This is a genomic window from Leisingera sp. JC11, assembly GCF_040704725.1.
GTDB lineage: Bacteria > Pseudomonadota > Alphaproteobacteria > Rhodobacterales > Rhodobacteraceae > Leisingera.
Genome location: NZ_JBFCVS010000003.1, coordinates 128,743 through 150,540, shown reverse-complemented (window position 1 = coordinate 150,540; position 21,798 = coordinate 128,743). Strand labels below are relative to the sequence as shown.

The following is a 21,798-nucleotide window of genomic DNA, read 5'->3' as shown; positions in this document are numbered from 1 at the left end:
ATTCGGTTAGTCCCTCGCAGGTTATGAAGATGCTGCACGACGTTTTAGGGATAGCCATGACAGACGCTGCAGTAGATATCGAAGCACAAGCCCTGGCCAAGAAAGGCAAACTGCCCCTCATTATTGGGGCAGTGCTGGCACTGGCGGGCGCAGGCGGCGGATTCTTTGCCGTTCAGTCAGGCCTTCTTCCCTTTGGTCAGAAAGCGGCACCAGAACCGGTGCACGCGGCCGAAGTGGCGCCAGAAGGCGTGGACACGGGTGAGACGGCGGAGGATATCGCCAATCTTGCCTTTATCGAAATGGACCCGATTGTGATTACCCTGCGCAAAGCCAGCGGTTTGAAGCATTTGCGGTTCCGTGCGCAACTTGAGGTCGGCCTGGCACATCAGGCTGAGGTCGAAAAAGTCCTCCCGCGGGTTGTCGATGTCCTGAACAGCTACCTGAGAGCACTGGAGCTAGAGGATCTGTCTGATCCGATGGCGCTGCCGAAACTGAGGGCGCAAATGCTGCGGCGGATCAATATCGCCACCGGCCAGGGCCGGGTGCGTGATCTGCTGATCATGGATTTCGTACTGAACTAGGAGGACAGGATGGACATTATTGCTGATATCCTGCTTGCAGCCGGAGCGCTGGGCGCCGGATTCTATTGTCTGGTGCTGTCGCGCCGGCTGAAGCGGTTCAATGACCTGGAAAAAGGGGTGGGCGGTGCGGTTGCCGTTCTGTCTGCACAGGTGGATGACTTGAACAAGTCGCTGAAATCGGCACAGCAGGTGTCCGATGGCTCCAGCAAGGCGCTGCAGCAGCTGACGGGCCGGGCCGAAACGGTGGCCCAGCGGTTGGAGCTGATGATGGCTTCCATGCATGACATTCCCGAGGCTGCCGCAACGCCGGCACCGGCCGCCCCTGCGGCCGAGGACGAGGCGATGGCCGCCGCATATGAGGCAGCGCCGCAGCCTGCAGCGGAGACTCAGGAAGAGCCCAAGTCTTCGGGTTTGATGTTTGTGCGCCACAATCGCAGCCAGAACCGGGTGGCATGATGGCGAAGACGGCAAAGAAGGCAAAGAAAGCCAGGCGTTTCCGGCGCAGCGGTGCCCTGACAATGCTGGCGCTGCTGCTGATGGGATCGGGAGCGGTGCGGCTAGGGCTTGAGGCCGGCCCGGCAATCGCCCGCGAGGTGGCAAGCCTGCAGGAAACCGGCCAGGAAGAACCTGCGCACAACGGAGAGCCGCAGCGTGACGCAATGCCGACTTCTGCGGAGCTGCAAACAATGCTGGCCGCGTTCCAGGAACGGGAACAGGTCTTGGCCTCCCGTGAGGCGGAAATCGAAGACCGGATGAAGGCGCTGGAGATCGCAGATCAGGCGATCGACAAGAAATTGGCCGCATTGGAGCAGGCTGAAGCGAATCTGCGCGCGACCCTCGCGCTGGCGGACGGCGCCACGGAAGCGGATGTTACCCGCCTTACAACAGTTTACGAGCAGATGAAGCCCAAGGAGGCTGCCGCGCTGTTCGAGGAAATGGATCCCGGCTTTGCAGCGGGTTTCCTGGCCCGGATGCAGCCTGAGGCCGCAGCAGGTATAATGGCGGGTCTCAGCCCCGAGGCAGCTTATACCATCAGCGTAGTTCTGGCCGGCCGCAACGGATCCGTGCCCAAGGAGTAACTTGGGCGCCCCCCTTAGTCTTTCCTTAGGAAGACTCGCCTAATCTTATAAAAACCAACGGAATTCGGAGTGGACCTATGATCGGGATTGTAGGCATTGTGGTGATCTTTGCCATGGTGTTCGGCGGATACCTTCTGGCCGGCGGCAAGATGGCGATCATCCTGAAGTCGCTGCCGTTTGAGATGATGATGATCGGCGGCGCTGCTGTCGGGGCCTTCCTGATTGCCAACGATATGGGCGGTGTCAAACACACGCTCAAGGACATCGGCAAGGTGTTCAAAGGCCCCAAGTGGAAGCCTGATGATTACCGCGACCTTCTTTGTCTGCTGTTTGCGCTGATTCGCATTGCCCGGGCCAATCCGGTGGAGGTGGAACAGCATATAGAGGATCCGGAAAACTCCTCAGTCTTCAACAAATACCCCAAGATCCTGGGCGACAAGGAAGCGGTGAACCTGATCTGCGACACCATGCGCTCAGCCTCGATGAATTATGACGATCCGCATCAGGTCGAAGAGGTCCTGGAGAAGCGGATGGAGGCCAATTTGCATCACGCGCTGCACTCCAGCCACGCGTTGCAAACGATGGCCGACGGCCTGCCCGCGCTGGGGATTGTTGCTGCGGTTCTCGGGGTGATCAAGACTATGGGCTCCATCGATCAGCCGCCTGAAGTTCTGGGCAAACTGATCGGCGGCGCTCTGGTGGGCACGTTCCTTGGGGTGTTCCTGTCCTACGGCCTGGTTGCGCCCTTCGCGGGCAAGGTAAAGGCTGTGGTGGAAGAAGATTCCCACTTTTACCAGCTGATCCGCGAGGTGCTCGTGGCCAATCTGCACAACCACGCCGCAGCGATCTGCATTGAAGTCGGACGCCAGAATACGCCCTCGCATTTCCGCCCCGGCTTCTCGGAACTGGAAGAAGCTCTCAAATCGGTGAAACAGGACGCAGCATGATCTGGCGAGTATTTGCCACCGCAGCCGTTCTTCTGACGGCAGGCACTGCACAGGCGCAGACGATCGTGACCCGCTCTGGCGAGCACAAGGGGTTCACGCGCCTGGTGATGCGGCTGCCCAACGGAGCGGACTGGTCGCTGACCCAAAGCGGCATGACGGCAACGGTGAATATTGATGCGCCTGAAGCTGTTTTCGACACCTCCCGGGTGTTCCGACTGATCCCCCGCACAAGGCTGCAATCATTGGGGCAGACCGCCCCGGGCCAGCCCTTGCGGCTGCAACTGGGTTGCGATTGCAACGTTACATCGTACGTCCAGAAGGACGGTTACCTGGTGATCGACATCCGCGACGGCGGAAAGCCGGAGCAAAAACCGCAGCTGAAATTTGCCGCAAGCGTTCTGCCGCTTACCACGCCGGCACCGCAGTCCGGCTACAGGTTCGGGTTTTCCCAGCCGGCTGCAGCAGATGCGCGTCTGGCGCTTGAATTGGCGGCGGCTGTTGCCGGACAAAGTGACAACGCGCAAGCAGTTCTGCCGCAGAAACCAGCCGTACCGGCTGGCACAGAACCTGCTGCTGTTGCGGAAGAATCTGCGGCACAGCTGAAAGAGCTAACACTGCCGATTGACGGCAGCCATCATCCTGCTGAAACAGCAGGTGAAGCCGGCGCAGAGGCCGTGACTGAAGAGGCACCCGTCGGGAAACTTGAGACCGCCGTGCTGCTCGACTTGGAGGAATCCGAACGTGCCGCCGCGGTTAGCGAATCTGAACAGCGGCTGCTGCAGCAGATCGGCCGGGCGGCCAATCAAGGCCTGCTGAACAAAGTGGCAGACGGGCTTCCGGCTGCAGACACATCTGTTGGACTGGATCCGCTTAGCGGGGCCGACCGGCCGCTCAATCCGCTCGACCATATTTCTGTGACCTCGGCGATTGACCGTGAAACCGGGCTGATTGCTGCCCTGGCCGATGACAGCAGCGAGGCGTCCCATTGCCTCCGGAGCGGGGAGGTCGCCATCCAGACTTGGGGTAATGAAAGCCCCTTTGCCGACCAGCTGGCGCCGCTGCGCAGCGCCCTGGTCCGGGAATTTGACGATGTGAACCCGGCAAGCGTCCATGCGCTTGCCAAGCTTTACCTGTACTTCAGCTTCGGGGCTGAGGCGCGCTCGATCATGACCATGCTGCCGCCTGAGCAGCAGCAAAGTCCTGAAGCGGCCTTGCTGGAAACTATGGCGATGCTGATGGATGGCACGGGCTTGCCGGTCAATCATGTGCTTGCGGGCCAGCAGGGCTGTGACAGCGACAGCGCCTTGTGGGGCGCCTTGGCGGATGGCGCGATCAAGAAAAGCGCCAACAGCGATGCCATTCAGCAGGCATTTTCCAAGTTGCCGGTCCATCTTCGGGTGCATCTGGGGCCGCGGGTAAGCAAGATGTTTGCTGAAACAGGCAACCATCACGTCGCCGAGGCCGTGCTGCGGGCCGTGGACAGGACCGGAGTTGAGGAGGTTCCCGAGATCAACTTGGCCGAAGCAGCAATTGCTGAGCTGGAAGGCGACACTGAGGCGATGGCGGAGGAACTGACCAGCGAAGTGGCTGAAAGGACGGGCAATGCGCCTGCAGCGCTGATCGACCTGGTTGCGCTGAGTGTGAAGGAGCGGAAAGCGCTTTCGCCTGACGTGCCGGACTTGATCGCGTCGTATGAGCTGGAAAACCGCGAAACGGCGCTCGGCGCGGAGCTGCGCCATTCTCTGGTTTCCTCGCTGGCGCTGATGGGGCAGTTCCATGATGCGTTCAAAGAGCTGGAGAACGTGACTGAAAGGGACGGGCCGAATGCGCGGGCGGCAGCGTTGGAGCCGCTGATGCTGCTTATGACGGAACGTGCCGACGATGTGACGTTTCTGCAGTACTCCCTTGTTTTTTCCAAGCAGGCCACTCCGGCTGAGGCGGCACCGGTGGCTGTACAGGTGGCACGCCGGCTGCTGGAATTGGGCTTTGCCCAGCAGGCGCAGGATCTCCTGACCAAGCTTGCGCTGGAGCCGGAAAATGAGACCCGCCGACTGTTGATGGCAGAAGCCGCATTGGGGCTGGATAAACCGCACCGGGCGCTTGTTGAATTGATGGGTTTGGAAGGTTCAGACGCTAACCGGATGCGGGCGCAAGCGTTGTGGCATAACGGTGAATACGGACGGGCCAGCGAGTATTTGCTGGCCGAAGAGGAAACCGGCGCAGCCGCCCGCGGCTTCTGGCATTCCGAAAACCTCGGTGCAATCGAAGCCAATGGGATAGATGCCGATGTGCGCTTTGGGCATGTTGCTTCAGTTACTACGCACATTGGGAAGACAGCCGAAGACCCCGAGGGCCTGGCGCCGCTGGCCCACGCAAGAGCCCTGGTCGAAAGCAGCGAGGGCACGCGCGGCAGTATTGCGGACCTGCTGAACCAGATCGGAACCGGTCTGCAGAACTCTGAAGAAGATCAGTGACCTGAGAGAATTCAGGTGCCTTGCAGGCCGCCTCCTCCAGAGGCGGCCGTTGCCCATTCTGATAACACTTTGTCAACCAGCCGCCAGTAACGTGACAAGCGGGTGAATCCTGAATTGGAACGGGCAGAATGCCGGACAACGACAAAAAAAATAGCCCGCATGGGCTGATTCTGCGCGCAGAAGGCTCAGGGTGCGGAGCCGCCGCTTTGGTGCGCACGCGGACGAAATCTCTCTTACAGCAATTTTGCGTCACGGCCGGCTTGCCGCCGGGGCTGAATTTGCCGCGCGTCAATTGCGGCTGGCAGCCTGCCGGGACCGTATTCTGCGTGCGCAGAGACAGCATATCGGTGGTTTCGACAATGCCGTTCAAACTGCCTGCCAAAGCGCGAAACCTTGCTCTCATCCGGTCTATTTTGAACAAATTTCGGGGTGTGACTTGTGCCTAAGCTGACGACAGAACAACTCTTCAGCCCGACGGTTCTCCTGGCGCTGGCGTTGATGGCGATCATCGTGATGATGATCCTGCCGATGCCGGCCTGGGTGCTGGATGTCGGCCTGGCCGCCTCCTTTGCGCTGGCCATCCTGATTTTCACCATCACGCTATTCATCGAACGGCCTTTGGATTTCTCGTCCTTTCCGACGATCCTGCTGGCTTCGCTGATGCTGCGATTGTCGCTCAACGTGTCCTCAACCAAGCTGATCATTGGTCAGGGGCATACCGGGACCGATGCGGCGGGCAACGTGATCGAAGGTTTCGCCCAGTTTGTCATGGGCGGAAGCGTTTTCCTTGGCCTTGTGGTGTTCGGCGTTCTGCTGATCGTCAACTTCATGGTGATCACCAAGGGCGCGGCGCGGATGGCGGAAGTCGGTGCCCGCTTTGCCCTGGATGGGATGCCTGGCAAACAGCTGGCGATCGACGCCGACATGTCTGCGGGCGCAATCGATCACCAGACCGCCAAGGAGCGCCGGGAACGCGACCAGCAGGAAACCACGTTCTTCGGCTCGCTGGACGGTGCCTCGAAGTTCGTCAAGGGCGATGCTGTTGCCGGTCTGCTGATCACCCTGCTGAATCTGGTGATGGGGCTGATCATGGGCGTTCTGGTCCACGGCATGCCGGTTGGCAACGCGTTTGAGACCTATGCCATCCTGACCGTCGGTGACGGTCTGGTGTCGCAGATCCCGTCTGTGATCATTTCCATTGCGGCGGCGCTGCTTCTGGCCCGGGGCGGCACCACCGGTTCCACGGATATCGCCCTGTTCGATCAGTTCGGCCGCCATCCGGCCGCGCTTATTACCGTTGCGGTCCTGATGGTCATGTTTGCACTGGTTCCGGGCCTGCCGTTCCTGCCCTTTGTGACAGGCGGCGGCGTGCTGGGTTTTATTGCCTTCCGGATGGCCAAGAAAAAGAAGGATGATGCGGAAGCTGAGATAGAGGAAAAGATCGAAGAAGCCTCTGATCCCTCTGCATCGCGGCCGCTGGGCGATATTCTGGACCTGGATGATCTGCACTTGGAATTCTCGCCGGACCTGGTGAGCATGGTTCTGGACGCAGGCACCGGGCTGGACGCCCGGATTGCCAACATGCGGTCGCATATCGCCACCACATTCGGCCTGATCCTGCCGGAAATCCGGCTGACCGATCAGCATGAACTGGACAGGGGCACCTATGTGATCAAGGTGCAGGGCGTTGAACAGGTCCGCGGCACGCTGCATCCGGACATGGTTCTGGCTCTTATGCCTGACAATCATGATGCACTTCCGCCCGGCACCGACGTGACTGAGCCGGTTTACGGGGCCCCGGCGCGCTGGATCTCTGCCAAGTCGCAGGAACAGGCCGCGCTCGCCGGCGCGACTGTGGTCTCTCCGCCGGAAATCCTGGCGACCCATCTGTTGGAGATCATCAAGCAAAACTTCTCCCGCCTGCTGACCCTCAAGTCTTTGCGCCGCTTGCTGGACGAGATGACCCAGCTGTCCGATGGCTTCAGGGCTGAAGCAAACCGCAAACTGCTGGACGCGCTGGTGCCGGACAAGGTGCCGATGGACACCCTGCACGCCGTTTTGCGGCTGCTGCTGGAGGAGCGGGTGTCGATCCGGAATATGCCGCTAATTCTCGAGTCGATTGCCGAGGCGCGGATGCACACCACCCAGCCGGAACTGATCTGCGAGCACGTGCGCCAGCGTCTGGGCTTCCAGCTGGTGGCGGAAATGAAGCGCGAGGACGGTACTATCCCGCTGATCCAGCTGGCACCGGAATGGGAGGACAAGTTCTCCACCTACCAGGTAGATGCGCAAGGCGCAGGTTTGGATATCGCCCTGCCGCCTGATCTGTTCAACCGGCTTGCCGACGGGTTGAGCGACAAGCTGGGCACGGTCACCGATCAGGGGGTTTTTGCCGCTGTGGTGACGTCCACCCGCCGCCGCCGGTATTTGAAAACGATTCTGAAATCGCGCGGCATCACCAATCCGGTCCTGTCGTTCGAGGAAATCGGCCTTGAGGCGCGGCCGGCCTTGGTCGGGATGGTCCAGGCATGAACCTGAACTTTCTGCCACCAGAGCTGGTACTGCTGCTGGGGGCAGGATTCTGGCACGCAGCTATCGTTTTCCTGCGGGTTTCGGCGATGGTTTCGGTGCTGCCCGCAATGGGCGAGCTGTACGTGCCGACCCGTGTCAAGCTGGCGATCGCAGTTGCTTTTACCTTTGTGGTGGCCCCCGCGCTGCCGCCCTTTCCCGAACCAAACGGGGTCATGGGGTATGCCCGGTTTGCGGTAACCGAAGCCATCATCGGTCTGGCGCTGGGCATTGGCGCACGGATATTTGTTCTGGCGCTGCAAACCGCCGGGGCGATGGCGGCGCAAAGCACATCCTTGTCGCAGGTTCTGGGTGGTATCGGGGCCGAGCCGATGCCCGCGCTTGGGGCCGTTCTGATGATCTCCGGCGTGACCCTGGCGGTTATGCTGGGGTTGCATGTGCGGGTCGCTGAGCTTCTGATCGGATCCTATCAGATGTTTCCTGCCGGACAGTTTCCAGCTGCGGCCGGGCTGACGGAATGGGGAGTGTTCCGGGTATCGGAGAGCTTCTCCCTGGCCTTCACTCTGGCAGCCCCTTTTGTTCTCACGGCGGTAATTTACAATCTGGCGCTCGGGGTGATTAACCGGGCAATGCCGCAGCTGATGGTCGCCATGGTCGGTGCGCCGGTCATTACTTTCTTCGGGTTGTTCATCCTGATGGTTGGCAGCCCGATGATTCTGGACGTCTGGTCCCGTGCGCTGATGGCCTTTCTGTCCAATCCCGGAGGCGGAATGCCATGAGCGGCCAGGATGACGACTCCGACAAGTCATTTGAGCCAACGGAGCAGAAGCTCCGCAAGGCCCGTGAGAAGGGTGAAGTTGCCAAGTCCACGGACCTGTCCGTGGCGGCAGCCTACCTGGGTCTGATTGTAGCATTCTATGCGGCCGGCAGCAGCAGCGTTGAGGGGACCGGCACTGCTCTGATGGCGTTTCTGGATCAGCCGGACCGGCTGGCTCAGCTGTTCTTTGATAGCGGATCCGCTGCTGCCCCTGTTGGAGGATTTGCCGGCAGCGTGCTGAGGCCCATTCTGCCGTGGTTCATGGTGCCTTTTGCCCTTGTTCTGCTGTCAATTGTCGGTCAGCGCGCCCTGGTTTTTGCGCCCAGCAAGCTGGAGCCGAAACTGTCGCGCATTTCGATCATTTCCAACGCCAAAAACAAATTTGGCCGGTCCGGCCTGTTCGAGTTCCTGAAAAGCTTCCTGAAGCTGACCCTCTACTCCGTCTGCCTGGGTGTCTACCTGAGCCACCGGCTGCCGGACATGATTTCATCCTCCGGCACCGGGCCGCAATCGGTTGTGCTGATGCTGTCGCAACTGGCGCTGGAGTTTCTGTTTCTGGCGCTGGTCATAGCCTTGGCCATCGGCATTGTGGATGCGGTGTTCCAGCATGCTGAACACCGCCGCAAGAACATGATGTCGCGCAAGGAAATCCAGGACGAAATGAAGGATGCCGAAGGCGATCCGCACATGAAGGGCAAACGGCGCCAGCGCGGCCAGGAAATTGCAATGGGCCAGATGATGGCCGAAGTGCCCAATGCAGATGTGGTGATCGTCAACCCGACCCACTACGCGGTTGCCTTGAAATGGAGCCGCGAGAAGGGCGCTGCGCCGGTTTGTGTCGCCAAGGGGGTTGATGAAGTGGCAGCAGCAATCCGGCGCGTGGCCAACGAAAACGCCGTTCCGATCCACAGCGACCCGCCCACCGCCCGTGCTTTGCACGCCACGATCGAAATCGGCGACGAGATTCTGGAAGAACATTATGCGCCGGTAGCGGCGGCAATTCGCTTTGCCGAGGAAATGCGCAAACGCGCCAAAGGGAAAATCACATGAAGCAAAAGATGCTCGACCAAATGGCGGCAGTGACCGCCGCGCAGTACATGCAGGAGCACGCTAAGGTTCAGCCGGCACTTGCGCGTGAAGCGGAACTGCGCGGCCAGCTCGCCAGGCTCAATGAGCAGGTCCAGGCGACCCGGGAACAGGCAAATGGCGATCACGCGATGAAAGCCTTGGGGGCGGATCTCCTTTGGCAGGGCTGGCATACCCGCACGCGGCGCCAGCTGAACATGGATCTGGCTAAGGCTACGGCGCAAAAACTGCGGATGATGGACCAGCTGCGCAAGGCATTCGGGCGCAAGCACGCAGTTGAAACTATGGCTGCTGCTGAGCGCAAACGGCATAAGGCCGCGCAGGCCAAGGCGCTGATGGACAGGCTTCTGGACGGCTAGGGCCTATCACCTCAGGCAAAACAAAGCCGGTCCCGCGGGACCGGCTTTTGCGTTGGCAATACTCCTGGCAAGTCAGACGTCCTGCCGGGAAATCTCCATAATCAGCACGTCATAGATGCCTTTCCCAACATGCTTCTGCGCTGCTTCCCGCAAGGCAGTGCGCAGCGGCTCCAGAACATCCGAACGGGTGAAGGCCCCGCGGAAGCCGCCCATGTTCGCATGATCGAACAGCACTTGCAGGAAGACATCGCGCAGCTTGGGCTCATAGGCGTGTACCTTGTCGCTGATGCCTTTTGCGGTTTCCAGGCTGAGAGAAATGACTACTAGGGACGTCAGCTGGTCACGATCGACAACCGGCACCACAAACTGGTTGTTGATCTTGATGTATTCGCGCAGGTCTTCTTCGCTTTCTTCAGCGGGTTCCTCAATGGCCGCTGCGGGGGCATGGGATGCTTCCGCAGCGGCGTGGTTTTCCTCGGGCGCGGGCGCCAGCAAAATGCCGGCGCCGATGCCGCCTCCGGTTCCCAGGATCAGCAGTAAGACTGGCAGGAGTTTCGACAGCATGGCAATCCTCAGAACGGCAGGACAACATCAAGCAGCTGCTGGCCGTAGCGGGGCTGCTGCACATCGGTAATCTGACCGCGGCCGCCATAGGACACCCGGGCAGAGGCGATCTTGTCATAGGTGATTTCGTTCTGGCGGCTGATATCCTGAGGCCGGACATAGCCGGTGACCAGAAGCTCGCGCAGTTCGAAATTCACACGCAGCTCCTGGGTGCCGCTGATCGCCAGCACCCCGTTTGGCAGCACGTCGACAACCGTTGCCGCGACCCGCAGCTCCAGTTTTTCACTGCGCTTGACAGAACCCTTGCCGCCGGAAGCGCTGGAGCTGCCAATTTCAACGGCATCCGCTGACGAGGCGCCTTCCGGAAGCTTCCGGTCCAGCCGTTGCGGCAGGCCCAGCAGTTGCGGCATGTTCAGGCTTTCGGAGCCCGAGCGCGACCGCTGGGTGTCATTCGAAATTTCCGCTTCCTCGTCGATTTCGATCACAACTGTCAGGATGTCGCCGCGCTTGATAGCACGGCGGTCGCCGAGCAAAGACTGCTGAGAGCCGCTCCACAGAGAGGAACCATCGACGGTGCGCCGGGTCTGGGTCTGTGCCGGCAGGCCTTGGTAGAGCATGGCAACATGCTCAGGCGTTTCATTGGCCGGGGTGAAGGAAGGCGCCTTGCCCAGGTGATCCATCCGGCCGCAGGCCCCCAGCAGGGCAAATCCGAACAGCAGCGGTTTGACGGGTGAAAATTTCTTAGACATCAGTTTACCTCTACGGAGCCGTCGTTGGTGATCCGGCCAGTGACGGTTGTGCGGGAAGAAAGGTTCATGACCCTGACAGGCTCGCCGGCGGCACCGCGGCCCAAAGCACGGCCTTCGGCAGCGATGGACAGTCCGCCTTGGCGGAAAATAAGTGTCACCAAGTCGTTGCGTTCAACGATGGCGGGCGGGCCGATATCGCCTGGGCGCAGGGGCCTGCCAGCATAAAGAGCAACCCGAGCTTCCATGCCGATAACCTCCGAAGGTTCCGACAGCGCGCCTAGGATTTCCCCCTTTTTCATCGCTAGGTCTTCGGCATTTACTATCGCCTTGGCACGGAGCGTTCGAGTCGGAACCAGATAATCTGCCCAGGAAGGCGGGGCACAGAGAGTGGCGGCTGTCAGGATGGCAAGAGCGGTTTTCATCAGCGCACCTGTGTGGTTGCGCTCATCATCTGGTCGACAGCTGAGATGACCTTGGCATTCATTTCATAGCCGCGCTGGGCTTCGATAAGTTCGGTGACTTCACGCACTGCATCAACTGAGCTGGCCTCCAGATAGCCCTGGCGGAAAGTGCCCAGCCCATCCTCGCCCGCTGTGGAAACGGCAGCGGTGCCGGAGGCTTCGGTTTCGGTGAACAGGTTGCTTCCAATTGCCTCAAGCCCTTTGGGGTTGGTGAAGCTTGCCAGGGAAAGCTGACCCAGGAGCTGGCCTTCGGTGGTCTCGCTGAAATAGCCGTAGACTTCACCTTCGGCATTGATCGAGATGCTGGTGGCATCGTCAGGGATGGTGATTTCGGGAGAAACCGCAAACCCGTCGGAGGTCACGATCAACCCCTCTGCCGTGCGTTTCAGCGCACCGTCGCGGGTATAAGCGCTCTGACCGGAGGGCAGGGTCACTTCCAGGTAACCCTTGCCGTCGATCGCGACATCCAGGTCGTTGTTGGTCTGCTGCAGCGCGCCTTGCGCAAGGTGAACCGATACCGCAGCCGGGCGGACGCCAAGGCCCACTTGCACGCCAGTGGGCAGCACCGTGCCATCCGAGGCGTTCACCGATCCGGCCCGGGAAATCTGCTGATAGTGCAGGTCGGCAAATTCGGCGCGCCGCGCGTTGTAGGCGGTGGTGTTCATGTTCGCGAGGTTGTTGGAGATGGTCTCCACCCGCAGCTGCTGGGCGCTCATGCCGGTCGCGGCGATCTTCAGGGCACGCATCTGGATTCTCCTAGGTCTTGATCAAGTTCTTGATGGCATTGCGGATGCGCTCGTCTTCCGATTGCAGGAAGCTCTGGCCCATTTCATAGGCGCGCTGCACTTCGATCATCCGGGTCACCTCGGATATCGCGTTCACGTTGGAGCCTTCGAGGAAGCCTTGCAGGACCTTCGAGTCGAGAGACTCTTCGATTTCCCCGTTGACGCGGAACATCACACCGTCTTCGCGGACCAGTGTGTGGCTTTCCATCGGCTTGAACAGTCCCAGCTGCCCCAGCAGCCGCCCGTTAGCGCTGATGGAGCCGTCTGCACCTACTTCGATCTTGCCGGCATCCGGCGGCACGAAGACCGGTGCGCGGCCAGCGTCCAGCACCCGGTAGCCATCCATTGTGACAAGATCGCCGGCCGCGTTGGGGGAGAAAGCACCAGAGCGGGTCAGGCGCTCGCCCTGAGGCGTTTCAACCATGAAAAAACCGTCGCCCTCTACGGCGAAATCGAAGGATCCGCCGGTATTGGTGAGCTGGCCCTGCTCCATGGAGGTGTTGAAGATGTTCGCACGCGACATCGACAGCGATTGCTGCCCCGGGGAGGATTGCACGAACTCCGAGAAAATCAGCCCCTCCTGGCGGTAGCCGGTGGTAGCGGAGTTAGCGATGTTGTTTGCAATGACACGCATTTCGCGCATCAGCCCCGACTGGCGGGAAAGCGTGGCGTAGCCTGCTGTTTCCATTATGCGCCTCCAGCAATCATCGGAACGACGTGGCCATTGAAAAAGGCCACCAGCGTTTGTGTCATGAAGCCCATGGTCATCCAGAACACGACTATGATCGCTGCCAGCTTGGGCACGAAGGTCAGGGTCATTTCCTGCACCGAGGTCAGCGCCTGGAACAGGCCGATGGAGAGGCCGACGACCAAGGCGACAATCAGGATCGGGGTCGACATGGTGACCGCGGCCCACATGGCCTGGCGCAGGGTGTCATAGAAGAGGCTTTCGCTCATCATGGCTCAGACCGGCATCCTCAGGATTTCCTGGTAGGCCTCGACCACCTTGTTGCGTACGGTGACAGCGGTCTCGACCGCAAGTTCTGTCTGCGCGAGCGCCTGCACCAGGGCATGCGGGTCCGCTTGTGAGGTCATCGCCTGCACCGACACCTGCTCGCTGCCCTGAAGGGTTGCTGCGAAGCTCTCGAAGCTTTCTTTCAGACGTGCGCCTGCCCCAGCGCCAACGGCGTCATGATTGGGGTCGACTTTGGTGGCGGGCCGGGCGGCGGCATAGCCGCTGGCGGCGGAAAGACTGCGAATATCCATTCTGGATCTCCAAAAATTTCAGTTATCGTCTCAAAAGGTCCATCAAGGAGGCCGACATCGAGCGGGTCTGCTCGAACATTTTCAGGTTGGCCTCGTAGCTGCGCTGTGCTTCGCGGGCATCGGCGATCTCGATCATCAGATCGACATTCGAACCCTCATAATGCCCGCTTTCATCCGCCAGCGGATGGGAGGGGTCATAGACCTCCTCCAGGTCCCGCCGGTCCAGGGTGACCTTGCCGGTGCGCACATGCTCCACGTCCGTTTGCAGCTCGCGCACGGCTTCAAATGGCACGGTTTTGCGGCGGTAGCCCGGGGTGTCGGCGTTGGAAATGTTCTCGGACACGTGCCGCAGCCGCGAGGCCTGGGCCTTGAGGCCGCTGGCAGTGACCGAAAGGGCTCTGGAAAATTCACTCATCGCTCATCCTCCTCAGTTCTTGCCCAGGCTGGTGCGCAGGATGTTCATGGAGGATTTGTAGATCGCCATGGCGCGTTTGTGCTGCCTTGCGACTTCCACCCCTTTCAGCAGTTCCGTCTCGACAGAAACTGAATTGTCATTGGGGTCGCTGCCTGCGTCTGTGGAGGTGACCGCCCAGTCCATGCCGCTGCCTGCAGTGCCGTTCAAATGGCTGCCGCGGGACGCGATCATGCTGGCCGGGCGGGCGCCGGCGGCAAAGACTTCTTTGAAGGGTTTGATGTCTTTGGCGTGGTACCCGGGCGTATCGGCATTGGCGATATTCTGGGAAACCAGTGCCTGGCGTTTGCCGGCATGGGTCGCCATAGAATAGGCGATTCTGAATACGTTCAATTCTGTGAACACCAGGGCTTCTCCCTTGATCGATTTCAATCAAGGCTTAACCCCGATTCCTTTAGAAATTGTTTTCAGGACACCAAGGGAGGCCGCTGCGATGAAAGCAGAGATGCAAGCACTGACCCGTCAAATTGCCGGCAAGCGCCTGATAACCCAGGTAGGCAGGGTGACAGGGATCTCGGGCGGGGAAATCGAAATCAGCGGTCTGGCAGCGGCGGCGCGGATCGGCGACAGGCTGGTGTTGCGCCGCGGTCCGCAGGATACGTTGCATGGCGAAGTTCTGAAGATAAATGGAAGCAATATCAGTATGCTGCCTGATCGGGCGCCGGATGGGGCTGCGATCGGGGATCCGGTTCTGCTGCACCCGTCACCTGAGTTCTCCCCAAGCGACCATTGGATCGGCCGGCTTATAGACCCCTTCGGAGAACCGCTGGATGGCCGTCCGCTGCTTCCGGGCAATTCACCGCGCGACCTGATGGCACCGCCGCCCAAGGCTGCAGGCCGCCGCTCCATGGGGGAACGCCTGGCCACGGGCCAAGCGGTTCTGAATACGATTCTCCCGATTGTTCAGGGGCAGCGGGTTGGCCTTTTTGCAGGTTCCGGGGTCGGGAAATCCTCGCTTCTGGCGAAACTGGCCAAAAGCATGGAAGCGGATGTGGTGGTGATGGCCCTGATCGGCGAGCGCGGGCGCGAGGTGAATCACTTTGTCGAACAAGTTCTGGGCCCTGAAGGCATGCGCCGTGCTGTTGTGGTGGCCGCGACGTCCGACCAGTCCGCACTGGTGCGCCGCCGCTGTGCCTGGGCGGCTATGACGGTGGCGGAGCACTTCCGCGACCAAGGCAAAAACGTGCTCTTTCTGGCCGACTCGGTCACCCGTTTTGCCGAGGCGCACCGGGAAATTTCCGCAGCCTCCGGCGAGGCGCCTGCACTGCGCGGCTACCCGCCTTCAGTCACTCCGCTGATTACCGGCCTTTGTGAACGGGCAGGGCCTGGTGGCAAAGGGCAGGGCGACATTACAGCCGTATTCAGCGTTCTTGTCGCCGGGTCGGATATGGATGAACCGATTGCGGATATTCTGCGCGGTGTTCTGGATGGGCATATTGTGCTGAACCGCGAAATTGCCGAGCGCGGGCGGTTTCCGGCGATCGACGTCTCACGTTCGGTGTCGCGCAGCCTGCCCGCCGCTGCCACCGCTGACGAAAACGAGGCGATTAAGGATGTTCGAAAGTATCTCGGCGCCTACGAACAGTCGGAGGTGATGATCCGGGCCGGGCTATATGCAGAAGGCAATGATGCGGTGCTGGATCAGGCTGTTAAACTGTGGCCGGAATTGGATGCTTTCTTTGGCCGCGAGGATCCGGAAGGAATCACCAGCAGTTTCAACCGTCTATTGCTGCTGCTGCGCCGCGCAAAGGCTGGCCGCTGAGAATTAGCCGGCCGGATGCAGATCAGTCCCCGTGGCCACTGGCCACGGGGGCTGGCGAAATTGCAAGTTTCTGATGTCCAGCCGCAGGGGCTGATTGCCTGGATTGTTATCCGGGTGAAAACTGCCGATCCGAACGGACTAGCCGGTCAAAGTGGCCTGCACCTAACCGGTCAATTCTGATCGCCGTTCTATCGCTCGGGGAGTTGCACCAGCTGCGGTGCCATCAGCAACTGGCAGGCCTCAGCTCTTCCTTGAGTGAATTTTTTGCTGTGCAGAAAATCGAGCAGCGCATGTCTGGCAGTTGCTGAGATGAAGTTCGAATCCGAAAATGCGCTCCCGGCCAGGAACTGAAATTTGCTCCGGCTATCTTTGGCAAAATCAGCCGCGCTTGCCTGATGGTGGAAACTGCCGGGAAGCTGCAGCTGATATGCGATCACGAGCTGACAGCCTGTTGCTGAATCCCGGGGGAAGACACGCCCCGCCGGCTTTGTTTCAGAGGCCTTAGCGCTCCGAGCAGAGCAGCTGGCACCCCGGCTACAAACAGCGGATCGGCTGGACTGACACTTTCCTGAATGTTTTTCCAGGAAGGCATCCTTGCACGGAGGGCGGCGTGCGAATGCGAGGCTAACCAATAGTGGCGTTTGGATGCCGGCTGAGTACAAAAAGGTATTCTGGCGGCGCCCCATTCGGGAAGGGCAGTACGATCGCTGTTTTCAGGAAGCGTACGGTATTTTCAGCCCGCTCTGGCCTCGGCAGGCCAGGCGGGCAAATGATCAGGACGGCCGTACGGCAAACAGCCGGTCTTCGCGCGGCAGCAATGTGCGCAGCGCTTTCAGGCAACGGTAATGGTTGTTGCTGATCAGGGCATCGGTTGCCTCAGCAATGGATGACCGGCTGTCCGGGTCGGTGAATACCTGGCTCAGTTCCTCAATCCGGCGCAGCATCGGCAGGCGTTCTTCTTCGGGATCTGCGTCACCCGACAGGATCAGCTGTGCTGCATAGCACACGCGGCGCACCGGCGTATTGGCTTCCTCCGGATGAATTGCGTCGCGCAAACGCAGGATGTTGGCGTCCGGTGTGACAATGGACAGGCGGCTGCGGCGGTCGCCGTTTTCAATCACCGCGCCATTCACAAGGACACGCTCCTTGGGGGCAAGTTTCAGGACAAGTCCGCTCATATCAGGATGCTCCGCTGCGGAGGCCACGCATGATGGCCGTGTTGATTTCCACCAGCGGCCGGACATCGGCCTTGCGCTGAAGCACTTTGGTGGTGTGTTGTCTCGTGAATTCTCCCAGTTCGAACAGGTTCTGCTTGAGATCATCCGGCAGGGGATTGCCTTTCGAAGCGATGTCGACAGTGAAAATGGACCAGAGCTTCCGGTTGTCATTCAGCGCTGCTGCAAGTTCATTGAACCCGTCGCGGCCTTTTTGCGTTGCCGTGATCATCCTGCGGGTGATGCGGGCAATCACTTCATACTCGAAATTCTTTGCTGTCCGGGTCGGGGTCTTTGCCGCCGAATAGGCACTCTTCGCCTTCAGAAGGGCATTCACGTGTTTTCCTAACGTATTGTTCTTCAGGTTCTCTGAGAAGGGAAGACCGGGGCGCCATCAGCGCCCCGGATCAGGCTGTTAACGGAACAGCTGCTGCAGGGTCTGCGGCGCCTGGTTTGCGATCGAGAGCGATTGCACGGCCAGCTGCTGCTGGGTCTGCAATGCCTTCAGCCGGGCCGACGCTTCTTCCATGTTGGTGTCGGTCATGGTGCTGACACCGGATTTCAGCGAGTCGGTCAGTTTCGACACAAAGTCGTTCTGGTCGGACAGGCGGTTGCTGTCGGCACCCAGCTGCGCGGCGCTGTCGACTGCGAAGGTCAGCATAGCTTCGACTTCGCCCAGAACGGTGGCCGCGTTGGTCGAGTCCAGCGCGGTGATGCTGGTGGTGTCCAGCGACGCGCCGGTGTCGATTGCCGAAACGGTGATCACATCGCTCGATGCGCTGAGGCCGCCAAGAACGTCCAGCTGCGACGTCACGGCGGTATCCAGCAGGTTGGCGCCGTTGAAGCTGGCCGAGTCGATGATCGATTCGATCTGCTCTTTCTTCTTGGCCAGGTCAGCCTCGATCTTGGCGTGGTCAACGTTCTGCGAAACGCCGGCAACCGCCAGTTCACGCATTTCCTTCAGGGTTTCAACGATCTGCTCCATACCGGAGGAGGCAACAGCCACGGTTGCTTCGCCGAAGTTCAGGGCGTCGCCCACCGCTTCGTAAGCCTGGATGTCGGATTCCATGGTCTTGGAGATGGCCCAGACAGCGGAGTTGTCCTTCGCCATGCCGACCTCTTTGCCGGTCGAGATCTGGTTCTGGGTTTCTTCCAGATTGTTGTTCACGGACTTGAGGGTCTGCAGAGCAACCATTGCGCCGTTGTTGGTCAGAATGCTGGTCATAGCTTTTTCCTTTAGCTGCGGGGCGCTTTGGCCCCTGAATTACTTGCCCCTCCGGGGCGCTGTGTGACGTCTTTCTGACTGTGCGTTCCGCCGTCCGGCTTCCGCGCCACCCTTCATCAGGTGCAAGGCGACTTTGGCGCAGGAGTTGCTAAGGGAGTGCTAATGACCGGATTTGGATTCTTAGAATTTTTCCCAAATTGCTTTCACGCCCGCTTTTCCAGCTTGGCGCCGCTGCGGGTGCCGTAGCGGGTTCTGCGCCCGGACTGGTCATAGACGTCCAACCCTTTGCGGATTCGGCGCAATTCGGCCATCCTTGCAGCCACTGACCGGATTCCTTCCATGGCGCTGTCCAGAAGATCCTGGTTGCGGGACAGCTTGGTCTGCACCTGTTCCAGTGACTCGCGTTCCAGTTCGGATACGGAGTTCAGCTTGCCGATGGTTTTCTCTTTTTTGGCCAGAAGATCTTCCAGCTTGCCGAGGTCGCCTGCCATCAGGGCAGAGCGTTCTTGGTCAAGGATATGGTCCAGCTCATCTATGAGCAGCTGCGGTTCCGGGTTACTCACCTTGGGTCTCCTTCAATGCGTGGTAAAGTGATTCGGCCAGGCCGATGCCGCCGGAGCGGGCGATCTGGTTGGCTTGTTCTCGGATGAGAAAACTGGAGAATTGCTCTTCGCCGGCACCGCCGCCGAAAACCTCACTGGATTCGCCGAGGCCGGCCGATTTCAGCATTTCTGCAAGAAAAGAGGCTTCCAGCTCAATCGCGGCCTCTCGCAACGGGTCGCTGCTTGCGGGCCGCACCGGGGTGGCTGCAGACGCGGTCTGAAGCGGGATTGGCAAAATATCTGACATGTCCGGTTCTCCGGTTGGTTCTCGAATTCCATCGATTTTCAGAGATTGCGCTGCAACCGGTTAAAATTGCCGTAACCGCTTTGGGCTAAGCCTGTCCGGGTCGAGATAGAATGTCTGGAACAGAACATGATGATGAATCCGATCCTTGGTATTGAGCCTGCCGCTGGCGGAAAAGCACCGGCTGCTCCTGCGTCGGTGTCAAATAAATCAAACAATTCCAATGAGTTTTCGGATTACGTGACCGCCGAAGAAGGGCGTGGGGCAGTGCCCCGGAATGCTGCCTCGGCGACCGGCGAATCCGCAGCATCTGAAGCAGAAGCAGGGGATTCGGGACGTCCTTCAAAGAGTGCAGGCGAGAGCGGAAACGCATCCGGTGAGGGCGGCACTACTGAAGAGACCGCATTGCCTGAAGGTGAAGCTGAGACAGAAGCCGACACGTCTGCGCTGGTTCAGCTTGCGGCTGAAATCAGGGATTCCGGCGATACCGGATCAGAAGCCGAAGCACATGTGGAGGCCGGGGGCGAAGCACGGACGGAAACACGAGGTGATGGTGCAAGCGGCCGCGCCGGGCAAACGCCTGACGGCGTTGATGCAATTAATGACGGGCGCAGCAAAAGTTCAGCAGGTGCCAGAGAGCAGGAGAGAGCTTCCCAGGCTGCGGCACTGCCTGGCAGCGAGGGGCGGACCGCAGCACAAAATGCAGCTTTGGACGGCGGCAACCTGGCGGCGGAAGGCGGCTCCTCCAGGGGCAGCCTGCTTAGTAGCGCGCCGAAAGAAACCTTAGCCTCCGGAGCTGCCGTCGGTCAGGCTGCCGAACCCGCGGGCAGCAACGATCAACACCCGGCAGGGAGTCCAGCGCGAATTGAAGAGGACACTGTTTCAGGCAAGACGGCAGCAACGCGGGAAACCGCAGATGCCATCAGGCAGGTCGCAGATGCTGGCGGCCGTCCCCGGATGGCGAACGCAGGGCAAGCGGCCCCAGGTGCCAAAGATAGTGTGTCAGAAAATCAGAGCATGAAGAGCTCTGAAGCGGGCAAAGCTGTTTCCGGTTTCCCAAATGACGAGGCGGTCGAGCAAGTGGCCGCCCGGCAGCCTGAAGGCGTCGCTCGCGCCGTTGCGGCTGGCGCACAAGGCACAGTACAGGCGCTTGCAACCGGACTGCCGGGGTCGCGGGATTCGACGCGCAACGCGGAACTCAGTCCCGTTAGCCTAAAGATTTCGGAGGATGCTCCGGCCGAAGCCCCTGCTGCGGAAAAATCTGGTTCAGGTGTGTTCCAGGCCGGGGATATTCGAACCGCAGCAGCGGCCAAGACAGCACAGCAGGCCGCGGCGATGTTTCAGCCTCTGCTGGCGGGTGGTCTGACAGAAGCAGCCGGAGAGGCTGAACTGCCGTTCCAGATGTTTGGCCTGTCCGGCGAAGCCCCGGGGCTGAGCCAGCTTTTAACCGAAGCTTCTTTCGGCACGCAGACGGCGCACCGGCCGGAAATGCCGCGGCTGATCGCGGCCCAGATTGCAGAAGCTTTTGCAGCCAAGGGTGAACAGAAAGTCGAGGTGAGCCTGAACCCGCAGGAGCTGGGGCATGTCAAAATGCGCGTGGTGACCAGCGAAACCGGCATCACGATGATCATTCAGACAGAGCGCCCTGAAACCGGAGACCTGATGCGTCGTCATATCAATGAACTGGCCGAGGAATTCCGCCGCATGGGCTATGAGGACATCTCGTTCGAGTTCAGCGGCGGCCAGACCGGCAGCGGCTCTGAGGATGGAGCTGAGGACGGATCCGGACAGGTTGGCGGCATGGCGAAATCGCAGCCCGGCCCTGAGACTGCCGGGGAACAAGCAACACAAAATCTCCGGCTCGGAACCGCCGGCGTGGATATGAGGGTCTGATTACATGACAACAGCAGTTACCTCCGCGGCCAGCCCAGCGGCACAATCCAACCCGCTGCCGGCGGCCTCTCAGCAAACTTCCGGGCTGTCGTCGGATTTTGAGACCTTCGTGAAAATGCTGACGGCGCAGGCGACAAATCAGGATCCTCTGGAGCCCCTTGATTCGACCGAATATGCGGCGCAACTTGCGCAGTTCTCGATGGTGGAGCAGCAGACTAAAAGCAACACGCTGCTGGAAGGACTGCAATCGCAGCTGGGTCTGGCCAATATGGCAGCTCTGTCGGGCTGGGTCGGGATGGAGGCGCGGGCTGTTGCACCGGGTTATTTCGACGGCAGCAATACGGTCACCATTGCACCTAACCCGGCTGCTGCCGCGGATTCGGTGACATTGGTTGTGAAGAACGCAAACGGCACCGAAGTGCAGCGCGTTTCTTTGCCGGTCTCGGCTGAGCCCTATGAGTGGAACGGGCTGGACGATGACGGCAATCCGCTGGAGGCGGGCGAATACACCTTTGCCGTAGAGAGCCGGAAAGGCGACGACCTGCTGCTGCAGGAGTACGCAGAAGTCTATTTCAAGGTGAACGAGACCCGGATGCAGGGTGGTGACGTGGGGCTGATTACCGAGGGTGGCTCGGTGGTTCTGGCCTCGTCGGTCAGCGCGCTGCGCGACCCTGCGGGCTAATCCGGCT

General features: G+C 60.2%; 28 protein-coding genes. 13 read left to right on the top strand and 15 right to left on the bottom strand.

The features are described from left to right. Positions 1-56 precede the first annotated feature (56 nt). From AB1A62_RS04485 to AB1A62_RS04440, 10 genes are all read left to right on the top strand, one after another. Positions 57-581 (top strand): flagellar basal body-associated FliL family protein, encoded by a 525-nt coding sequence (locus AB1A62_RS04485; protein WP_366660532.1) that lies wholly within the window; start codon positions 57-59, stop codon positions 579-581. Between the two features lie 9 nt (positions 582-590). Next, complete coding sequence (locus AB1A62_RS04480; protein WP_366660224.1) at positions 591-1,037, top strand: hypothetical protein; 447 nt, start codon at positions 591-593, stop codon at positions 1,035-1,037. Then, positions 1,037-1,660 carry a hypothetical protein gene (locus AB1A62_RS04475; protein WP_366660531.1) on the top strand — a complete coding sequence of 208 codons (624 nt, stop codon included), beginning with the start codon at positions 1,037-1,039 and terminating at the stop codon, positions 1,658-1,660. Before AB1A62_RS04480 ends, AB1A62_RS04475 begins: the two co-directional genes overlap by 1 nt. Positions 1,661-1,737: 77 nt before the next feature. Then, on the top strand, positions 1,738-2,607 hold the full coding sequence (gene motA / locus AB1A62_RS04470; RefSeq protein ID WP_039184425.1) for a flagellar motor stator protein MotA: 870 nt from the start codon (positions 1,738-1,740) through the stop codon (positions 2,605-2,607). Next, positions 2,604-5,081: a hypothetical protein gene (locus AB1A62_RS04465; protein ID WP_366660222.1), complete on the top strand. Its 2,478-nt coding sequence runs from the start codon at positions 2,604-2,606 to the stop codon at positions 5,079-5,081. The genes motA and AB1A62_RS04465 overlap by 4 nt, the downstream gene beginning before the upstream one ends. Positions 5,082-5,209: 128 nt before the next feature. Beyond that, entirely contained in the window at positions 5,210-5,527 is a 318-nt protein-coding gene (locus AB1A62_RS04460; RefSeq protein ID WP_366660220.1) for a hypothetical protein, read from the top strand. After that, positions 5,520-7,613 (top strand): flagellar biosynthesis protein FlhA, encoded by a 2,094-nt coding sequence (gene flhA / locus AB1A62_RS04455; RefSeq protein ID WP_366660218.1) that lies wholly within the window; start codon positions 5,520-5,522, stop codon positions 7,611-7,613. The genes AB1A62_RS04460 and flhA overlap by 8 nt, the downstream gene beginning before the upstream one ends. After that, positions 7,610-8,389: a flagellar biosynthetic protein FliR gene (locus tag AB1A62_RS04450; protein ID WP_366660217.1), complete on the top strand. Its 780-nt coding sequence runs from the start codon at positions 7,610-7,612 to the stop codon at positions 8,387-8,389. Before flhA ends, AB1A62_RS04450 begins: the two co-directional genes overlap by 4 nt. Next, entirely contained in the window at positions 8,386-9,477 is a 1,092-nt protein-coding gene (locus AB1A62_RS04445) for a flagellar type III secretion system protein FlhB (protein ID WP_366660215.1), read from the top strand. The genes AB1A62_RS04450 and AB1A62_RS04445 overlap by 4 nt, the downstream gene beginning before the upstream one ends. Further along, positions 9,474-9,872, top strand: coding sequence for a hypothetical protein (locus tag AB1A62_RS04440; protein ID WP_366660213.1), 399 nt, complete (start codon positions 9,474-9,476; stop codon positions 9,870-9,872). Before AB1A62_RS04445 ends, AB1A62_RS04440 begins: the two co-directional genes overlap by 4 nt. Before the next feature lie 72 nt (positions 9,873-9,944). On the opposite strand, the gene AB1A62_RS04435 is transcribed toward AB1A62_RS04440, so the two are convergent. From AB1A62_RS04435 to AB1A62_RS04395, 9 genes are read right to left on the bottom strand one after another with little or no spacing between them, the layout of a single operon-like run. Next, complete coding sequence (locus AB1A62_RS04435) at positions 9,945-10,436, bottom strand: flagellar basal body-associated FliL family protein (protein WP_366660212.1); 492 nt, start codon at positions 10,434-10,436, stop codon at positions 9,945-9,947. Between the two features lie 8 nt (positions 10,437-10,444). Then, on the bottom strand, positions 10,445-11,185 hold the full coding sequence (flgH, locus tag AB1A62_RS04430; RefSeq protein ID WP_366660210.1) for a flagellar basal body L-ring protein FlgH: 741 nt from the start codon (positions 11,183-11,185) through the stop codon (positions 10,445-10,447). Next, positions 11,185-11,607 carry a flagellar basal body P-ring formation chaperone FlgA gene (flgA, locus tag AB1A62_RS04425; protein WP_366660208.1) on the bottom strand — a complete coding sequence of 141 codons (423 nt, stop codon included), beginning with the start codon at positions 11,605-11,607 and terminating at the stop codon, positions 11,185-11,187. The genes flgH and flgA overlap by 1 nt, the downstream gene beginning before the upstream one ends. Then, the gene (flgG, locus tag AB1A62_RS04420; RefSeq protein WP_366660206.1) at positions 11,607-12,392 is read right to left on the bottom strand and encodes a flagellar basal-body rod protein FlgG; all 786 of its coding nucleotides are present in this window, start codon (positions 12,390-12,392) and stop codon (positions 11,607-11,609) included. The genes flgA and flgG overlap by 1 nt, the downstream gene beginning before the upstream one ends. Before the next feature lie 10 nt (positions 12,393-12,402). Continuing rightward, entirely contained in the window at positions 12,403-13,119 is a 717-nt protein-coding gene (locus AB1A62_RS04415) for a flagellar hook-basal body complex protein (RefSeq protein WP_366660205.1), read from the bottom strand. Next, positions 13,119-13,391 (bottom strand): flagellar biosynthetic protein FliQ, encoded by a 273-nt coding sequence (locus tag AB1A62_RS04410; RefSeq protein WP_366660204.1) that lies wholly within the window; start codon positions 13,389-13,391, stop codon positions 13,119-13,121. Before AB1A62_RS04410 ends, AB1A62_RS04415 begins: the two co-directional genes overlap by 1 nt. 3 nt (positions 13,392-13,394) lie before the next feature. Beyond that, positions 13,395-13,697 (bottom strand): flagellar hook-basal body complex protein FliE, encoded by a 303-nt coding sequence (gene fliE / locus AB1A62_RS04405; RefSeq protein WP_366660202.1) that lies wholly within the window; start codon positions 13,695-13,697, stop codon positions 13,395-13,397. Positions 13,698-13,719: 22 nt separating this feature from the next. After that, complete coding sequence (gene flgC / locus AB1A62_RS04400; protein ID WP_019295215.1) at positions 13,720-14,112, bottom strand: flagellar basal body rod protein FlgC; 393 nt, start codon at positions 14,110-14,112, stop codon at positions 13,720-13,722. A gap of 12 nt (positions 14,113-14,124) precedes the next feature. After that, positions 14,125-14,514, bottom strand: a complete 390-nt coding sequence (locus AB1A62_RS04395; protein ID WP_366660530.1) for a FlgB family protein — start codon at positions 14,512-14,514, stop codon at positions 14,125-14,127. Positions 14,515-14,602: 88 nt separating this feature from the next. On the opposite strand from AB1A62_RS04395, the gene AB1A62_RS04390 reads away from it, so the two are divergent. After that, positions 14,603-15,931, top strand: a complete 1,329-nt coding sequence (locus AB1A62_RS04390) for a FliI/YscN family ATPase (protein WP_366660529.1) — start codon at positions 14,603-14,605, stop codon at positions 15,929-15,931. Between the two features lie 188 nt (positions 15,932-16,119). Here AB1A62_RS04390 and AB1A62_RS04385 read toward each other — a convergent pair whose 3' ends face one another. From AB1A62_RS04385 to AB1A62_RS04360, 6 genes are all read right to left on the bottom strand, one after another. Beyond that, positions 16,120-16,368, bottom strand: a complete 249-nt coding sequence (locus AB1A62_RS04385; protein WP_366660200.1) for a hypothetical protein — start codon at positions 16,366-16,368, stop codon at positions 16,120-16,122. 336 nt (positions 16,369-16,704) lie between these two features. Then, on the bottom strand, positions 16,705-17,109 hold the full coding sequence (gene flbT / locus AB1A62_RS04380; RefSeq protein WP_019295212.1) for a flagellar biosynthesis repressor FlbT: 405 nt from the start codon (positions 17,107-17,109) through the stop codon (positions 16,705-16,707). Position 17,110: 1 nt separating this feature from the next. After that, positions 17,111-17,482 (bottom strand): flagellar biosynthesis regulator FlaF, encoded by a 372-nt coding sequence (flaF, locus tag AB1A62_RS04375; protein ID WP_366660198.1) that lies wholly within the window; start codon positions 17,480-17,482, stop codon positions 17,111-17,113. Positions 17,483-17,560: 78 nt separating this feature from the next. Beyond that, entirely contained in the window at positions 17,561-18,370 is an 810-nt protein-coding gene (locus tag AB1A62_RS04370; protein WP_366660196.1) for a flagellin, read from the bottom strand. Between the two features lie 203 nt (positions 18,371-18,573). Next, positions 18,574-18,933, bottom strand: coding sequence for a flagellar biosynthesis protein FlgN (locus AB1A62_RS04365; protein WP_366660195.1), 360 nt, complete (start codon positions 18,931-18,933; stop codon positions 18,574-18,576). Then, positions 18,926-19,219, bottom strand: coding sequence for a rod-binding protein (locus AB1A62_RS04360; RefSeq protein ID WP_366660193.1), 294 nt, complete (start codon positions 19,217-19,219; stop codon positions 18,926-18,928). Before AB1A62_RS04360 ends, AB1A62_RS04365 begins: the two co-directional genes overlap by 8 nt. Before the next feature lie 126 nt (positions 19,220-19,345). Here AB1A62_RS04360 and AB1A62_RS04355 point away from each other — a divergent pair, with 126 nt between their 5' ends. Continuing rightward, a complete protein-coding gene (locus tag AB1A62_RS04355) occupies positions 19,346-21,109 on the top strand; it encodes a flagellar hook-length control protein FliK (protein ID WP_366660191.1) in 1,764 nt (587 codons plus the stop codon). A 4-nt stretch (positions 21,110-21,113) separates the two neighbouring features. Beyond that, positions 21,114-21,791 (top strand): flagellar hook capping FlgD N-terminal domain-containing protein, encoded by a 678-nt coding sequence (locus AB1A62_RS04350; RefSeq protein ID WP_366660190.1) that lies wholly within the window; start codon positions 21,114-21,116, stop codon positions 21,789-21,791. The last annotated feature ends 7 nt before the right edge of the window (positions 21,792-21,798 follow it).

What these genes read in the sequence shown, in the direction of transcription:
- flgA (WP_366660208.1), bottom strand. Translation starts at nt 11,607, where the DNA reads ATGAAAACCGCTCTTGCCATCCTGACAGCCGCCACTCTCTGTGCCCCG.
- AB1A62_RS04465 (WP_366660222.1), top strand. Translation starts at nt 2,604, where the DNA reads ATGATCTGGCGAGTATTTGCCACCGCAGCCGTTCTTCTGACGGCAGGC.
- flgC (WP_019295215.1), bottom strand. Translation starts at nt 14,112, where the DNA reads ATGAGTGAATTTTCCAGAGCCCTTTCGGTCACTGCCAGCGGCCTCAAG.
- AB1A62_RS04445 (WP_366660215.1), top strand. Translation starts at nt 8,386, where the DNA reads ATGAGCGGCCAGGATGACGACTCCGACAAGTCATTTGAGCCAACGGAG.
- AB1A62_RS04435 (WP_366660212.1), bottom strand. Translation starts at nt 10,436, where the DNA reads ATGCTGTCGAAACTCCTGCCAGTCTTACTGCTGATCCTGGGAACCGGA.
- AB1A62_RS04480 (WP_366660224.1), top strand. Translation starts at nt 591, where the DNA reads ATGGACATTATTGCTGATATCCTGCTTGCAGCCGGAGCGCTGGGCGCC.
- AB1A62_RS04485 (WP_366660532.1), top strand. Translation starts at nt 57, where the DNA reads ATGACAGACGCTGCAGTAGATATCGAAGCACAAGCCCTGGCCAAGAAA.
- motA (WP_039184425.1), top strand. Translation starts at nt 1,738, where the DNA reads ATGATCGGGATTGTAGGCATTGTGGTGATCTTTGCCATGGTGTTCGGC.
- flgG (WP_366660206.1), bottom strand. Translation starts at nt 12,392, where the DNA reads ATGCGTGCCCTGAAGATCGCCGCGACCGGCATGAGCGCCCAGCAGCTG.
- AB1A62_RS04350 (WP_366660190.1), top strand. Translation starts at nt 21,114, where the DNA reads ATGACAACAGCAGTTACCTCCGCGGCCAGCCCAGCGGCACAATCCAAC.
- AB1A62_RS04410 (WP_366660204.1), bottom strand. Translation starts at nt 13,391, where the DNA reads ATGATGAGCGAAAGCCTCTTCTATGACACCCTGCGCCAGGCCATGTGG.
- AB1A62_RS04475 (WP_366660531.1), top strand. Translation starts at nt 1,037, where the DNA reads ATGGCGAAGACGGCAAAGAAGGCAAAGAAAGCCAGGCGTTTCCGGCGC.
- flbT (WP_019295212.1), bottom strand. Translation starts at nt 17,109, where the DNA reads ATGAGCGGACTTGTCCTGAAACTTGCCCCCAAGGAGCGTGTCCTTGTG.
- AB1A62_RS04450 (WP_366660217.1), top strand. Translation starts at nt 7,610, where the DNA reads ATGAACCTGAACTTTCTGCCACCAGAGCTGGTACTGCTGCTGGGGGCA.
- flgH (WP_366660210.1), bottom strand. Translation starts at nt 11,185, where the DNA reads ATGTCTAAGAAATTTTCACCCGTCAAACCGCTGCTGTTCGGATTTGCC.
- AB1A62_RS04355 (WP_366660191.1), top strand. Translation starts at nt 19,346, where the DNA reads ATGATGATGAATCCGATCCTTGGTATTGAGCCTGCCGCTGGCGGAAAA.
- AB1A62_RS04415 (WP_366660205.1), bottom strand. Translation starts at nt 13,119, where the DNA reads ATGGAAACAGCAGGCTACGCCACGCTTTCCCGCCAGTCGGGGCTGATG.
- AB1A62_RS04460 (WP_366660220.1), top strand. Translation starts at nt 5,210, where the DNA reads ATGCCGGACAACGACAAAAAAAATAGCCCGCATGGGCTGATTCTGCGC.
- AB1A62_RS04360 (WP_366660193.1), bottom strand. Translation starts at nt 19,219, where the DNA reads ATGTCAGATATTTTGCCAATCCCGCTTCAGACCGCGTCTGCAGCCACC.
- AB1A62_RS04440 (WP_366660213.1), top strand. Translation starts at nt 9,474, where the DNA reads ATGAAGCAAAAGATGCTCGACCAAATGGCGGCAGTGACCGCCGCGCAG.
- AB1A62_RS04370 (WP_366660196.1), bottom strand. Translation starts at nt 18,370, where the DNA reads ATGACCAGCATTCTGACCAACAACGGCGCAATGGTTGCTCTGCAGACC.
- AB1A62_RS04390 (WP_366660529.1), top strand. Translation starts at nt 14,603, where the DNA reads ATGAAAGCAGAGATGCAAGCACTGACCCGTCAAATTGCCGGCAAGCGC.
- fliE (WP_366660202.1), bottom strand. Translation starts at nt 13,697, where the DNA reads ATGGATATTCGCAGTCTTTCCGCCGCCAGCGGCTATGCCGCCGCCCGG.